At 46.4% G+C, this 14,726-nt stretch carries 12 protein-coding genes; all 12 read left to right on the forward strand.

Annotation, left to right across the window (positions count from 1 at the left end):
- The 12 genes from ftsL (at nt 1) to ftsZ (ending at nt 14,661) form a co-directional block, all read left to right on the forward strand.
- Nucleotides 1-318, forward strand: coding sequence for a cell division protein FtsL (gene ftsL / locus BCU34_RS00710; protein ID WP_017056040.1), 318 nt, complete (start codon nt 1-3; stop codon nt 316-318).
- Nucleotides 315-2,072, forward strand: coding sequence for a penicillin-binding transpeptidase domain-containing protein (locus tag BCU34_RS00715; protein ID WP_102480619.1), 1,758 nt, complete (start codon nt 315-317; stop codon nt 2,070-2,072). The genes ftsL and BCU34_RS00715 overlap by 4 nt, the downstream gene beginning before the upstream one ends.
- Before the next feature lie 18 nt (nt 2,073-2,090).
- Nucleotides 2,091-3,575, forward strand: a complete 1,485-nt coding sequence (gene murE / locus BCU34_RS00720; RefSeq protein ID WP_102480620.1) for a UDP-N-acetylmuramoyl-L-alanyl-D-glutamate--2,6-diaminopimelate ligase — start codon at nt 2,091-2,093, stop codon at nt 3,573-3,575.
- Complete coding sequence (locus BCU34_RS00725; protein ID WP_102480621.1) at nt 3,575-4,948, forward strand: UDP-N-acetylmuramoyl-tripeptide--D-alanyl-D-alanine ligase; 1,374 nt, start codon at nt 3,575-3,577, stop codon at nt 4,946-4,948. Before murE ends, BCU34_RS00725 begins: the two co-directional genes overlap by 1 nt.
- On the forward strand, nt 4,945-6,027 hold the full coding sequence (mraY, locus tag BCU34_RS00730) for a phospho-N-acetylmuramoyl-pentapeptide-transferase (RefSeq protein ID WP_048658030.1): 1,083 nt from the start codon (nt 4,945-4,947) through the stop codon (nt 6,025-6,027). Before BCU34_RS00725 ends, mraY begins: the two co-directional genes overlap by 4 nt.
- A gap of 57 nt (nt 6,028-6,084) precedes the next feature.
- The gene (gene murD, locus BCU34_RS00735) at nt 6,085-7,401 is read left to right on the forward strand and encodes a UDP-N-acetylmuramoyl-L-alanine--D-glutamate ligase (RefSeq protein ID WP_102480622.1); all 1,317 of its coding nucleotides are present in this window, start codon (nt 6,085-6,087) and stop codon (nt 7,399-7,401) included.
- A gap of 22 nt (nt 7,402-7,423) precedes the next feature.
- Nucleotides 7,424-8,620: a cell division protein FtsW gene (gene ftsW, locus BCU34_RS00740; RefSeq protein ID WP_102480623.1), complete on the forward strand. Its 1,197-nt coding sequence runs from the start codon at nt 7,424-7,426 to the stop codon at nt 8,618-8,620.
- Between the two features lie 12 nt (nt 8,621-8,632).
- Nucleotides 8,633-9,694 (forward strand): undecaprenyldiphospho-muramoylpentapeptide beta-N-acetylglucosaminyltransferase, encoded by a 1,062-nt coding sequence (gene murG, locus BCU34_RS00745; RefSeq protein ID WP_102432160.1) that lies wholly within the window; start codon nt 8,633-8,635, stop codon nt 9,692-9,694.
- A 13-nt stretch (nt 9,695-9,707) separates the two neighbouring features.
- Nucleotides 9,708-11,168: a UDP-N-acetylmuramate--L-alanine ligase gene (gene murC / locus BCU34_RS00750; RefSeq protein ID WP_102432159.1), complete on the forward strand. Its 1,461-nt coding sequence runs from the start codon at nt 9,708-9,710 to the stop codon at nt 11,166-11,168.
- Nucleotides 11,169-11,446: 278 nt separating this feature from the next.
- On the forward strand, nt 11,447-12,139 hold the full coding sequence (locus tag BCU34_RS00755; protein WP_017629344.1) for a cell division protein FtsQ/DivIB: 693 nt from the start codon (nt 11,447-11,449) through the stop codon (nt 12,137-12,139).
- On the forward strand, nt 12,132-13,400 hold the full coding sequence (gene ftsA / locus BCU34_RS00760; RefSeq protein ID WP_010434747.1) for a cell division protein FtsA: 1,269 nt from the start codon (nt 12,132-12,134) through the stop codon (nt 13,398-13,400). The genes BCU34_RS00755 and ftsA overlap by 8 nt, the downstream gene beginning before the upstream one ends.
- A gap of 31 nt (nt 13,401-13,431) precedes the next feature.
- Entirely contained in the window at nt 13,432-14,661 is a 1,230-nt protein-coding gene (gene ftsZ / locus BCU34_RS00765) for a cell division protein FtsZ (protein ID WP_017059291.1), read from the forward strand.
- Nucleotides 14,662-14,726 lie beyond the last annotated feature (65 nt).

Genomic DNA, 14,726 nt, shown 5'->3' on the forward strand with positions numbered 1-14,726 from the left:
ATGAAGACCTCCAAGCCTAACTTAGCCAAGATAATATTTTTTGATTTGATCTCCGTGGGCAAGGTCCCGTTGGTGCTTCTTATCTGTATCTTCGCGAGTGCCATGGGGGTCGTTCTTACGACACATATGTCACGTCAGGCGATCACGCAAAAAGACACGGCGTTGGTGGAGCGAGAACAGCTTGATGATGAGTGGCGAAATTTAATGCTTGAAGAGACGGCTCTAGCTGAACACAGCCGCGTTCAAGCATCGGCAAAAAGAGAGCTAGACATGAAACGTCCAGACTCTGACAAAGAAGTTGTGATCACACTGAAATGACCGGTAAAAAGGAAAAAGCACCCGCAAAACCCGTTAAGAAATCAACGAAAGAGCGTGTGAAGAGCGAAAAGGATTCGGATCCAATTCTGATTAAATGGCGTTTCAACGTCGTGATTGCTTTCGTGTTTCTTGCCTTTGCTGCACTTGTTGGCCGTGTGGCTTACATTCAAATTATTGAACCAGATAACTTAATTCGTCAGGGCGACCTTCGCTCGGTACGTGTTAAGGCAATTCCTTCTGCTCGCGGTATTATCTCAGACCGCAATGGCGAGCCGCTTGCTGTGAGTGTTCCAGTTGAGGCGGTATGGGCCGATCCAAAAACGATTTTCGATAAAAATGGTATGGCTCAAATTGATCGTTGGTACGCGCTAGCCGATGTACTTGGCTTAGAGCGACAGTCGATGATCGACAAGATCTCTAGCAACAAATCCCGTCGATTTATTTACCTGCAAAGACAAGTTAGCCCTGCAATGGCTAAGTATATCCGTGAGCTTAAGCTGGTGGGTGTTGGCCTGAAAGCGGAATCTCGACGTTACTACCCTGCAGGCGAAGTCAGTGCACATCTTATTGGTGTGACCGGCATTGATGGGCACGGCCTAGAAGGCGTTGAGCGCAGCTATGACAAATGGCTCACAGGCGAGGCGGGTAAGCGAACGATTCGTAAAGACCGTTACGGACGTGTTGTTGAAAACATTGCTTTAGAAGAGCGTGAAGAAGGTAAGCCACTCGAGCTAACGATCGATCAACGATTACAAGCTATCGCCTACCGAGCGATTAAACAGGCGGTGGCCGATCATAAGGCGACTTCCGGCTCTGCAGTATTACTCGATGTGAAGACGGGCGCTGTGCTAGCCATGGTCAACGCGCCATCTTACAACCCGAATAATCGTGCAGACTTACAAAGCTTTAAGATGCGTAACCGCGTACTTACTGATGCAATGGAGCCAGGTTCGACAGTAAAACCTTTCGTGGTGCTAGCGGCACTGGAGAATGGGACGGCAGATGCGAAAACCATCATTGATACAGGTAATGGCATCATGCAGATTGGTGGCAGTCGTGTACGTGATACATCGAAAGTCGGCAAAGCTGATTTAGCGTTGATCCTCAAAAAATCGAGTAATATCGGTGTAGCGAAGTTAGCGCTTGATATGCCACTTGAAGCTTTGCTTGGGATGTACAGCTCTGTTGGCTTAGGTGAGATGTCTGGGTTGAACCTGGTGGGGGAAACGGCTGGTATTTTCCCGAATCGTCGTCGCTGGTCTAAGTTTGAAATCGCTACCTTGGCATTTGGTTATGGATTAGCAGTTACGCCACTTCAATTGGCTCATGCTTACGCAACGTTAGCCAACAAAGGTATGTATGAACCAATTCACATCATCAAAAGTAACGACCAAGATTTCTCTAAGCAGATCATCAAGCGTGAGAATGCTGAGCTTGTTCTGCAAATGCTAGAAGGGGTAACTCAAAAGGGTGGTACGGCAACGAGAGCTGCTGTGCCGGGTTACCGAGTAGCAGCAAAAACAGGTACATCTCGTAAAGCAGAAGCTGGTGGGTACAGCGATGAATATATCGCTATTACATCTGGCTTTGCCCCTGTCAGTGACCCTAGAGTAGCGCTGGTTGTTGTGGTCAATGAGCCTCAAGGTGACCTTTACTATGGCGGTTCAGTTGCTGCCCCCGTTTTTTCTGAAATCATGAAGGGGGCACTGCAAATTCTCAATGTCCCTGCTGATGAAAACAAATTTCAAGAATAGAGCTAATCAGGATTCAATATGAGTAATAGCCTCACGCTGTCATCTTTACTTTCTCCTTGGGGAGACTTCAGTTCTTCTGAGTTAGATGCGATTGTTGTTGAGCAGTTGGAGTTGGATAGCCGTGCGATCAAGGACGGTGATATCTTTGTTGCCATTGTTGGACATGCCGTTGATGGTCGTCGCTTTATCGACAAAGCTGTCGCTCAAGGTGCGAAAGCCATCATTGCACAAGCGAGTGATGACAAAGTTCATGGCTTGGTTGAGTGGTTAAATGCAGTGCCGGTAGTTTATGTACCTGAGCTAAATTCAATTCTCTCTGAACTGGCTGGCCGAGTTTATTCTTCTCAAGCGACCAAACTAATTGGTGTTACTGGCACCAATGGCAAAACTACCATCACTCAATTGATTGTTCAGTGGCTAGACCTAGTCGGTCAACGCTCAGCAGTAATGGGCACCACAGGTAATGGTTTCTTAGATAATCTAAAAACAGCGGCTAACACCACAGGCAGCGCGATTGAAATACAGCGCACGCTGAGTGGGTTGGCTGAAGAAAAAGCCGTTTATACTGCGATGGAAATATCTTCTCATGGTTTGGTTCAAGGTCGCGTTAAAGCCTTGGACTTTGAAGTGGGTGTATTCACTAATTTGAGCCGTGATCATCTTGATTACCATGGCACGATGGAAGAGTACGCTTTGGCTAAGAAGAGCCTGTTTACTGAGCATAAATGCAAGTACGCTGTGATCAATGTGGATGACAAAGTCGGCAAAGCGTGGATGTCAGATTTGTCCAATGCGATAGCTGTTTCATTACTTCCTCTGTCTGGTTACCAACAGTCGGTATGGGCATCTGATGTCGCTTATGCAGAAACAGGTATTCAGATGTCTTTCGATGGTAGCTGGGGGCAAGGTCAGCTTTCGGTTCCTTTAATTGGTCAATTCAACGCATCAAATGTATTGGTTGCTTTCGCGACTCTGCTGTCATTGGGCATCGACAAGCAAACCTTGGTCGACACTGCATCTCAACTTCAACCGGTTATTGGTCGCATGGAATTGTTCCAAGTACCAAACAAAGCAAAAGTCGTTGTCGATTACGCGCACACACCAGATGCTCTAGAAAAAGCATTGGCAGCACTGCGAGTTCACTGCTCTGGAAAATTGTGGGCTATCTTTGGCTGCGGTGGTGACCGTGACACTGGTAAGCGCCCAATGATGGCGGTAACGGCTGAGCAGTTCGCCGACAAAATTATTATTTCAGATGACAATCCTCGCAGCGAAGATCCTGCTTTGATTGTTAAAGATATGCTAGCTGGCTTAAGCGAACCTGAATCTGCATTCGTCGAACACGATCGCTATCAAGCGGTTAAGTTTGCCCTAGAACAGGCTGGCAGTAATGACATTATTCTTTTGGCTGGTAAAGGCCATGAGGATTACCAAGTATTGAAAGACAAAACGGTACATTACTCAGACCGAGAGTCTGCGCTTCAACTTTTAGGTATTTCATAATGATTGATGTATCACTCGAACAGATTTGTTCAGCGGTCAGCGGTGAATTGATTGAGGATGCTAACTCAAACAATGCCGTAATTAATGCCGTTTCTACCGACACTCGCACCGTTGAAGAAGGCGTATTGTTTGTCGCTATCGTCGGAGAACGCTTCGATGCGCATGACTTTTGTCATCAAGCGGTTGAGGCAAATGCGAGCGCGTTGTTAGTCGAACGAAAACTTGACCTAAATATTACTCAAGTTGTTGTTGAAGACACTAAACTTGCTTTAGGTCAGCTAAGTGCTTGGATCCACAAACAATGTGACGTGCCAACCATGGCGATAACAGGAAGTTGTGGCAAAACGACCGTCAAAGAGATGGTCGCGAGTATTCTACAACAACGTGGCAAAGTGCTGTTTACAGCGGGTAACTTCAATAATGATATTGGAGTACCACTAACATTGCTGCGCAGTGAACCCAATGACGACTATGCTGTGATAGAACTGGGCGCGAACCACATTGGTGAAATTGCCTATACCACCCAGCTTGTGAAACCACAGGTGGCATTAGTTAATAACGTCGCAGCGGCGCATCTAGAGGGCTTTGGCTCAATTGATGGTGTTAAACAAGCGAAAGGTGAAATCTTTCAGGGGCTTGCTGCTGGTGATACTGCTATTGTTAATCTAGAAAGCAACGGTGGCGACTTTTGGAATGAAGTACTTGCAGATAAAACGGTACTGACATTTTCAGAAAGCGACAACACGGCGGATTACTTTGCTAAGAATATTCGCATTAATGAGCAGGGCGAAGCTTGTTTTGAGATGCAAACACCGCAAGGCGCTATGCCTGTTGAGCTTGGCATTATTGGTCAGCATAACGTAGCGAATGCGTTGGCTGCAGCAGCGTTGAGTATCCAATTTGGTGCCACGCTTGAAGAAGTAAAAAATGGTTTAGCGAATCTTATCTCTGTCAAAGGGCGAGTTGAGGTTCAACAATTAAGTCAGAATATCAAGCTGATAGATGACAGTTATAACGCCAGCGTACCCGCGATGAAGGCGGCAGCTAAACTACTGTCTAGCTTCAAAGGTCAGCGTTGGTTGATTTTAGGCAATATGGCTGAATTAGGCGACGAAAGCCTTGCACTTCACCGTCAAGTCGGTGAATATGCTGCCCCATTCGCTTTTGAGCATGTACTCACTTACGGTGATGATACCAAGGTGATTAGTGAGGTCTGTAATGGTACCCACTTTGCAACGCATCAAGCGATGATCGCGCACATAGAGCAGCACTTAAGCTTGCCAGAAAACGCGCCACATACCTTGTTGGTAAAAGGCGCGAATAGTGCAGGAATGAGTAAAATAGCCGCTGCTTTAAAGGAGAACTTTTCATGATAATTTGGCTTGCAGAGCTACTACAGCCACACTTTTCTTTTTTCCGTTTGTTCGAATACTTATCGTTTCGTGCAATCGCGAGTATTTTGACGGCTTTATGTCTGTCGTTGTGGATGGGACCTCGTTTAATTGAGCGTCTGCAAATGCTACAAATTGGCCAAGTTGTTCGTAACGACGGTCCTGAATCTCACTTTAGCAAACGTGGTACACCAACCATGGGCGGCGTGATGATCCTAGCTGCCATTATTATTACGGTATTAATGTGGGCTGATCTTTCCAACCCTTACGTTTGGGCGGTATTGGTTGTCCTTGGCGGTTACGGTGCGGTTGGCTTTGTTGATGACTACCGTAAAGTGGTTCGTAAAAACACTGATGGCTTGATCGCTCGCTGGAAGTACTTCTGGCAATCAGCGATTGCATTGGTTGTGGCGTTTGCTCTGTATGCTCACGGACACGATACTGCGGCAACCCAACTGGTTGTTCCTTTCTTTAAAGATGTGATGCCACAATTAGGTTTATTGTACATCGTACTGACTTATTTTGTTATTGTGGGTACCAGTAACGCGGTAAACCTAACAGACGGCCTAGATGGTTTGGCGATTATGCCGACGGTGATGGTTGCTGCTGGTTTTGCTGTGATTGCATGGGCGACAGGTAACGTTAACTTCGCGGCATATCTACACATTCCATACATCCCGTACACTTCTGAGCTTGTGGTTGTATGTACTGCTATCGTCGGTGCAGGCCTAGGTTTCCTATGGTTCAACACCTACCCAGCTCAAGTATTCATGGGCGATGTTGGTTCGCTAGCACTGGGCGGTGCATTGGGTGTGATTGCTGTGTTAGTTCGCCAAGAGTTGGTACTGGTTATCATGGGCGGTGTATTTGTAATGGAGACCCTGTCAGTGATTCTGCAGGTGGGCTCTTACAAATTGCGTGGTCAGCGTATTTTCCGCATGGCACCGATTCACCACCACTATGAACTGAAAGGTTGGCCAGAGCCGCGTGTTATCGTGCGTTTTTGGATCATCTCAATGGTATTAGTACTGGTTGGCCTAGCGACACTGAAAGTTCGTTAATCCTGTGTGAGCCTCTGAGTAGGGGCTCTTTAAAACTATTAAGAGCATCTTGTTTAAATGGAACGTTGGCAAAATATTCAAAATGTAGTGGTTGTGGGGCTCGGTATTACCGGGCTCTCTGTCGTTAAACATCTCGTAAAATATCAGCCTCATACGCATGTGAAGGTCATTGATACGCGAGAGCTACCACCAGGAAAGGAATCTTTACCTGAATCGGTAGAGCTGCATTCTGGAAGTTGGAATAGCCAATGGTTAGCGGAAGCTGATTTGGTGGTAGCTAACCCAGGTATCGCACTCGCGACCCCTGAAATACAAGATGTTATTCAAGCGGGAATGCCTGTCGTTGGTGATATCGAGTTGTTTGGCTGGGCAGTAGATAAGCCTGTCTTGGCGATTACTGGTTCAAACGGTAAGAGTACCGTGACTGATCTGACTGGTGTGCTTGCTAAGGCAGCTGGGCTTAATGTTGGCGTTGGCGGCAATATTGGCATTCCTGCCCTAGACCTTCTAGAACTTGATGCGGATTTGTATGTCCTTGAGCTTTCAAGTTTTCAGCTAGAAACTACATCGAATTTAAAACTTGCCGCTGCTGCATTCTTAAACCTGTCTGAAGATCATATGGATCGCTATCAAGGCATGGCTGATTACCGTGAGGCCAAGTTGAGAATCTTTAATAACGCGCATTGTGCGATTGTTAATCGTGAAGACAAAGAGACTTACCCTGGCCACACGATGCCATTGGTGACGTTTGGACTTGATGACCAAGAGTTTGGTGTTACGACGATTGATGGTACGGAGTGGTTAATCGATAACGGTAAACCTGTACTTGCTACTCAAGATTTAACATTGGTTGGACGTCACAATGTGGCGAATGCGTTAGTCTCTCTTGCACTATTGAAGCAAGTTGGCATTGATTACAGCGAAAGCCTTGTAGCTTTGAAAGCTTATAACGGTTTGACTCATCGTTGCCAAGTGGTGGCTGACAAGCGCGAAATCAAATGGGTTAATGACTCCAAAGCAACCAACGTAGCGAGCACATTAGCGGCTCTGTCCGGTTTAGAATACCAAGGTACCTTGTACCTCTTGGTTGGCGGTGTTGGTAAAGGTGCTGACTTTAGCGAACTTAAACCAGTGTTGGCGCAATTAGACCGTGTTCAGCTGTGTTGTTTCGGTGAAGACGCCGCGCAATTTATGCCGCTGCATTCATCAGCACAAAAGTTCGAGACCATGCAGCAGATAATCGAATCTATCTCACCACAATTGGTGGCTGGAGATATGGTGATGCTGTCTCCTGCGTGCGCGAGCTTCGATCAATTTAATAATTTCATGGCGAGAGGTGATGCGTTCACTGAACTTGCTCATGAGTATGCCTAACGTGTTGAAGGACTAACATTCAGTGCAAAGAGTGAAAGAGATCAATCAATCTATTTGGCAATGGCTTAACCGTGCCACACCAGAGGCGCTCTACGATCGTCAATTGGTATGGATTGCTCTTGGGCTGATGCTGACGGGCTTAGTGATGGTAACGTCGGCTTCGTTCCCTATCAGTGCTCGTTTAACCGATCAGCCGTTTCACTTTATGTTCCGTCATGCCATCTTCCTTGTGTTGGCGTTAGGTGTGTCCAGCATCATATTGCAGATTCCGATGCAGCGCTGGTTTCAGTACAGTATGTACCTATTGGGTCTGTCCTTCTTCTTGTTGATCGTGGTATTAGCGGTCGGTAAGTCGGTTAACGGCGCATCGCGTTGGATCCCCTTAGGGCTATTTAACTTACAACCTGCTGAAGTCGCCAAGTTATCGCTGTTTATCTTTATGGCGGGCTACTTGGTTCGTAAACAAGACGAAGTGAGAAAAACCTTCTTCGGTGGTTTTGCAAAACCCATCATGGTGTTCGGCGCTTTTGCCGTGCTGCTGCTGGGCCAGCCCGATTTAGGTACAGTGGTCGTAATGCTAGTTACCCTGTTTGGCATGCTGTTCATTGCGGGAGCCAAGCTTTCACAGTTTATCGCCTTGATGGTGGCAGGTATTGCCGCGGTCGTCGGTTTGATTGTTATAGAACCTTATCGTGTTCGACGTGTTACCTCATTCTGGGAACCTTGGAACGACCCGTTCGGCAGTGGTTACCAGCTAACTCAGTCATTGATGGCGTTCGGCCGTGGTGATTGGATGGGGCAAGGGCTGGGTAACTCAATTCAGAAACTCGAATACCTACCGGAAGCGCACACCGATTTTGTATTTGCTGTGTTGGCAGAAGAATTGGGTTTTGTTGGTGTAACCTTAGTGTTGATGCTGATCTTTAGCTTGGTTTTTAAAGCCATTCTTATTGGTAAAAAGGCTTTTGAAAACGACCAAGTATTCAGTGGTTATCTGGCATTTGGTATTGGTATTTGGTTTGCATTTCAGACGCTTGTTAATGTGGGGGCTGCTTCAGGTATCGTCCCAACCAAAGGCTTAACCTTACCGCTGATCAGTTATGGTGGTTCAAGTCTTATCGTGATGTCGGTGGCGGTGTCTATGCTACTGCGTATCGATCACGAATGCCGAATGCAGCAGAAAGAACAAGCCGATAATCAAAACGAATTAGTAGAATAAGAATCTAACGTTATGAAACAAAACAAAAAACTTTTAGTGATGGCTGGTGGTACTGGCGGTCACGTTTTTCCAGGGTTAGCGGTAGCTAAAAAGCTTCAGCAACAAGGCTGGGAAATTCGCTGGTTAGGAACGGCAGACAGAATGGAAGCGGATTTGGTGCCAAAGCATGGTATTGAGATCGACTTCATCAAGGTGAAAGGCCTGCGTGGTCAAGGCATTAGCAAGTTAATTAAAGCGCCGTTTCAGATTATTAATGCCATACTTCAAGCAAAGCAGCATATCAAAGCGTGGCAGCCTGATGTGGTGCTTGGCATGGGTGGTTACGTAAGTGGCCCGGGTGGTATCGCGGCATGGTTGTCCGGTATTCCAGTGGTTCTGCATGAACAAAATGCAGTGGCAGGTTTAACTAACCAGTGGCTGTCTAAGATTGCCAAAAAGGTTTTCCAAGCCTTCCCTGGTGCATTTCCTACTGCAGAAGTAGTGGGTAACCCAGTACGTGAAGATGTGGTTGCCTTAGCTGAACCAGAGCAACGCATAGCAGAGCGTGACGGTGACATCCGTATCTTGGTTATGGGCGGTAGTCAGGGTGCAAAAATCCTCAACGATACCTTGCCAGTGACGATGGCTCAGCTTGGCGAAGGCTTCACAGTGATGCACCAAGCGGGTAAGAACAATCAACAACAAGTGATTGAACAATATAAATCACACTCTGTAGATAATGTTCAAGTGACTGAATTTATTGATGATGTGGCGCAAGCTTATGAGTGGGCAGATCTATTAGTGTGTCGCTCAGGAGCATTAACTGTATCTGAAGTCTCTGCGGCGGGTGTAGGTTCTATCTTCGTTCCGTTTATGCACAAAGACAGACAACAAGCACTGAACGCCGATCACTTGGTTGAGTGTGGCGCAGCGCTAATGATTGAACAGCCTCAACTGACGGCTGATAAGCTAGCGAACACCATCGCCGAGCTTGATAGAAATGAATTAAAAATGATGGCTACAAAAGCGCGTCAAGCTGCCAAGCTTGATGCTGATGTGACCGTCGCTGAAGCGATTAAAGCTTTAGCAAAATAATGAGATTGAATTGATGACGATTGAACATACCCAAGACTTAGCGCAAATCCGTGCAATGGTGCCAGAGATGCGCCGTGTTAAATCTATCCACTTCATTGGTATTGGTGGGGCCGGCATGAGCGGGATCGCTGAAGTCCTGTTGAATGAAGGCTACCAGATCACGGGTTCTGATATTGCTCAAAACCCAGTGACCGATCGTTTAGTTAGCAAGGGTGCGACCGTTTATATCGGTCACCAAGCGAGTAACGTTGCCGACGCAAGTGTGGTGGTGGTTTCAACCGCTATCAACGAAGAAAACCCAGAAATTATTGCAGCTCGTGAAGCGCGCACACCTATCGTTCGCCGTGCCGAAATGCTGGCTGAGCTGATGCGTTTTCGTCACGGCATTGCTGTGGCAGGTACGCACGGTAAGACAACCACGACTGCGCTAGTGACACAGATTTACTCGGAAGCAGGCCTAGATCCAACCTTCGTAAACGGTGGTTTGGTGAAAAGTGCAGGTACTAACGCACGTTTAGGCTCAAGCCGTATTCTTATCGCTGAAGCCGATGAGAGTGATGCGTCATTCTTACATCTGCAACCGATGGTTAGTATCGTGACTAACATTGAAGCGGATCATATGGATACTTATGGCGGTGATTTTGAAACGCTAAAGCAGACGTTTATTGATTTCTTACACAACCTGCCATTCTACGGTCAGGCTGTGATGTGTGTTGATGATCCAGTCGTGCGCGAGCTTATCCCTCAGGTAAGTCGCCAAGTGATTACTTACGGTTTCTCAGAAGATGCGGATATCCGTATTGAGAACTACGTACAAGAAGGTCAACAAGGTAAGTTCACGGTGGTACGTGAAGGCAAAGCGAACTTAGATATTACGTTGAATATTCCAGGTCGCCACAACGCACTGAATGCATCAGCGGCGATTGCGGTTGCAACAGAAGATGACATCTGCGATGAAGCGATTCTAAAAGCGATGGCGGGAACCGAAGGCACAGGTCGCCGTTTCGATCACCTAGGTGAGTATGAAACGGGTAAAGGCGTGGCGATGTTGGTCGATGATTACGGTCATCACCCAACCGAAGTGGATGTGACGATTCAAGCGGCTCGCAGTGGCTGGACTGACAAACGCCTTGTAATGATCTTTCAACCGCACCGTTACAGCCGAACACGCGATCTTTATGATGATTTTGCGAACGTTCTTGAACAGGTTGATGTCCTAATTCTGTTAGATGTTTATTCTGCAGGTGAGAAACCCATTGCAGGGGCTGACGGACGTTCATTAAGTCGAACCATTCGCGGGCGTGGTAAGATAGATCCAATCTTTGTTGCCGATATCAACGCACTGCCATCGGCTTTAGCCAACGTAATTCAAGGCGGTGACCTTGTTTTAACGCAGGGTGCAGGCGATGTTGGTCGAGTGGCGAAGCAGTTGGAATCGTTACAGTTAGACATTAATAAAATGCAGAACGCGTAACAGAATAGCGTCTACATACTGTGGTCGATCGCTCGTTTCTTGCGATTGACCTAAAATTGACCAAAAATCTTATTATCAACGTTTGATAGTTTGATTTTGCTCAGTATAATTCATAGGTTAAAGTAAGTGCTTTTACCTCTATTACGAAGATAGGGAATAGAATTGCGAACCAACGACAGGGAATGCGGGCTTTGGTAGAAAGTACTTTTAGCGAAAACCGCCACCTATTCAGTTTACCGTCGCTCAAGAAACACGCTTTAGGCGGGTCTTTTTTTGTCATGGTATTGCTATTCATTGGGTTTCTTTTCTATACCACACTGACTTGGATGTGGGACGATCAGCGATTGCCTCTCTCCAAAATAGTACTTCAAGGCGACTTAACTTACGTAACCGCTGGTGATGTCCAACATGCCTTTGGCGAGCTAGAGCATATTGGAACATTCATGTCGCAAGACATCGGTGTGTTGCAAGACAGTTTAGAAGCGTTACCTTGGGTTTCAGTGGTCTCCATTCGTAAGCAGTGGCCAGACACAATAAAAGTATTTTTGACTGAGTACCATGCAGCAGCAATCTGGAACGGCAACATGCTGTTGAATGACGATGGTCAGGTGTTTAATGGTGATATCGGCCTGTTGAAGGGCGATAGAGTTAAGCTTTACGGCCCAGACGGCACCAGCCAAGAAGTGATAGAAAAGTGGCGACAGATAACCCCTTTGATTAACAGTCTAGGGTTAACCGTTACCTCTCTCGTTCTCAATGAGCGTCGCGCTTGGCAAATAATCCTAGATAACGGTATCCGTTTAGAACTAGGTAAAGATTCTTTAGATGAGCGTGTTGAACGCTTCATTTCGCTTTACAACGAACTTGGTAGTAAAGCGAATCAAGTGAGCTACATCGACCTCAGGTATGATACGGGAGCCGCTGTAGGCTGGTTTCCAGAGCAAGAGTTAGAAGAGAGCACAGATGACTAAGACCGCAGATGACAACATAATCGTTGGTCTTGATATAGGCACTGCGACCATATCAGCTCTGGTTGGTGAAATATTGCCTGATGGTCAAATCAATATCATTGGTTCTGGGCAAAGCCCATCCAGAGGTATGGATAAAGGTGGTGTAAACGACCTAGAGTCGGTAGTTAAGTCGGTTCAGCGAGCTATTGATCAAGCAGAGTTGATGGCGGAATGCCAAATCAGCAATGTATTTATCTCGCTATCGGGTAAACATATCGCAAGCCGAATTGAAAAAGGCATGGGCACTATCTCTGATGAAGAGGTGTCTCAAGACGATATGGATCGAGCGATCCATACCGCGAAATCAATTAAAATTGGTGATGAGCAGAGAATTCTGCACGTGATCCCACAAGAATTTACCATTGATTATCAAGAGGGGATTAAGAACCCACTTGGCTTATCTGGTGTTCGAATGGAAGTCAGTGTTCACCTAATTTCTTGCCATAGCGACATGGCGAGAAACATTATTAAAGCTGTTGAGCGATGTGGTCTCACAGTAGAACAAATCGTGTTTTCAGGACTTGCCTCAAGCAATGCGGTAATTACTGAAGACGAGAGAGAGCTTGGAGTCTGTGTTGTAGATATCGGTGCAGGTACGATGGACATTTCCATTTGGACTGGCGGTGCATTGCGACACACAGAAGTCTTTTCCTACGCAGGAAATGCAGTAACCAGTGATATTGCCTTCGCTTTCGGCACGCCAGTGAGCGATGCTGAAGAGATAAAAGTAAACCATGGTTGCGCTCTGAGTGAACTCGTAAGCAAGGATGACTCTGTTAACGTCCCTAGTGTTGGTGGTCGCCCATCGAGAAGTTTGCAAAGACAAACTTTGTCGGAAGTGATTGAACCACGTTACACTGAACTTATGGGGCTCGTTAACCAAACTATTGATACGGTTCAATTACAGCTACGCGATGAAGGTATTAAACACCACCTTGCAGCTGGCGTCGTTCTCACTGGTGGAGCGGCACAAATTGACGGATTGGTAGAGTGTGCGGAACGTGTTTTCCGCAATCAAGTTCGAGTTGGTAAGCCGTTAGAAGTTAGTGGCTTAACTGACTATGTTAAAGAGCCGTATCATTCTACGGCGGTTGGTTTACTTCATTACGCAAGAGATTGTCAGATCAGTGATGAAGGTGATTACAGCGAACCTAAGCGTTCAGCACCTTCTATGTCTGGTTTATTTGGTAAATTGCGTAATTGGATACAAAAAGAGTTTTAACCTGAGTTGCAGGAAAAAACGGAGATAACACATGTTTGAACCGATGATGGAAATGTCTGACGATGCAGTAATTAAAGTCGTTGGAGTTGGTGGCGGTGGCGGTAACGCTGTTGAACACATGGTACGTGAATCAATCGAAGGTGTAGAATTCATCAGTGTTAACACTGATGCACAAGCACTTCGTAAAACGAGCGTGAGCAGCGTGATCCAAATTGGTGGTGATATCACTAAAGGTTTGGGCGCTGGTGCAAACCCACAAGTTGGCCGTGATGCAGCTCTCGAAGATCGAGAAAGAATTAAAGAAGTTCTAACTGGCGCCGATATGGTATTTATCGCAGCTGGTATGGGCGGTGGTACTGGTACAGGTGCTGCTCCAGTTATTGCTGAAGTTGCGAAAGAGTTGGGTGTGCTAACGGTTGCTGTTGTAACTAAGCCATTTAGCTTTGAAGGCAAAAAGCGTTTAGCGTTTGCTGAGCAAGGTATTGAAGAGCTTTCTAAGCATGTGGATTCTTTAATTACGATTCCAAATGAGAAGCTACTTAAAGTACTTGGCCGCGGCGTAACTCTGCTAGAAGCTTTCGCAAGTGCAAATGATGTACTTAAAAACGCTGTACAAGGTATCGCTGAGCTAATTACTCGCCCTGGTATGATTAACGTCGATTTCGCGGATGTTCGCACCGTAATGTCTGAGATGGGTCATGCAATGATGGGTAGCGGTATCGCAAAAGGTGAAGACCGTGCTGAAGAAGCTGCTGAAACGGCAATTTCTAGCCCACTACTAGAAGACATCGACCTAGCTGGTGCGCGTGGCGTTCTTGTGAACATCACTGCAGGCCTAGATATGCGTCTAGATGAGTTCGAAACAGTAGGTAATACAGTTAAGGCATTCGCATCTGATAACGCAACAGTTGTGATTGGTACTTCTCTAGACCCTGATATGACGGATGAAATCCGTGTAACTGTTGTTGCAACAGGTATCGGTACAGAGAAAAAACCAGACATTACATTAGTTGCTGGTGGTAAAGCTAAGGTTGCACCAACTCCTCAACCACAGGTAGCGGCTCAAACTGCACCAAAAGTGGAAGAGAAAGTGGCACAGCCATTGCAAGAAAAAACTGAGGTTAAACCTCAAGTTAAGCCGCAGCCAACAACGTCTCCTGTTTCTTCAGGTACAGGCGCTAGCCAAAGTGCAGCACCTAAGGCTGAGAAAGAGAGTGGATACTTAGATATTCCAGCATTCTTACGACGTCAGGCTGATTAACAAATACCCAAAATTTGACTATCGTCGAATTAATGGTAAAATTCGCGGTCGGTAAATACTGACCG

This window comes from Vibrio sp. 10N.286.45.E10, from assembly GCF_002874195.2.
Taxonomy (GTDB): domain Bacteria; phylum Pseudomonadota; class Gammaproteobacteria; order Enterobacterales; family Vibrionaceae; genus Vibrio; species Vibrio crassostreae.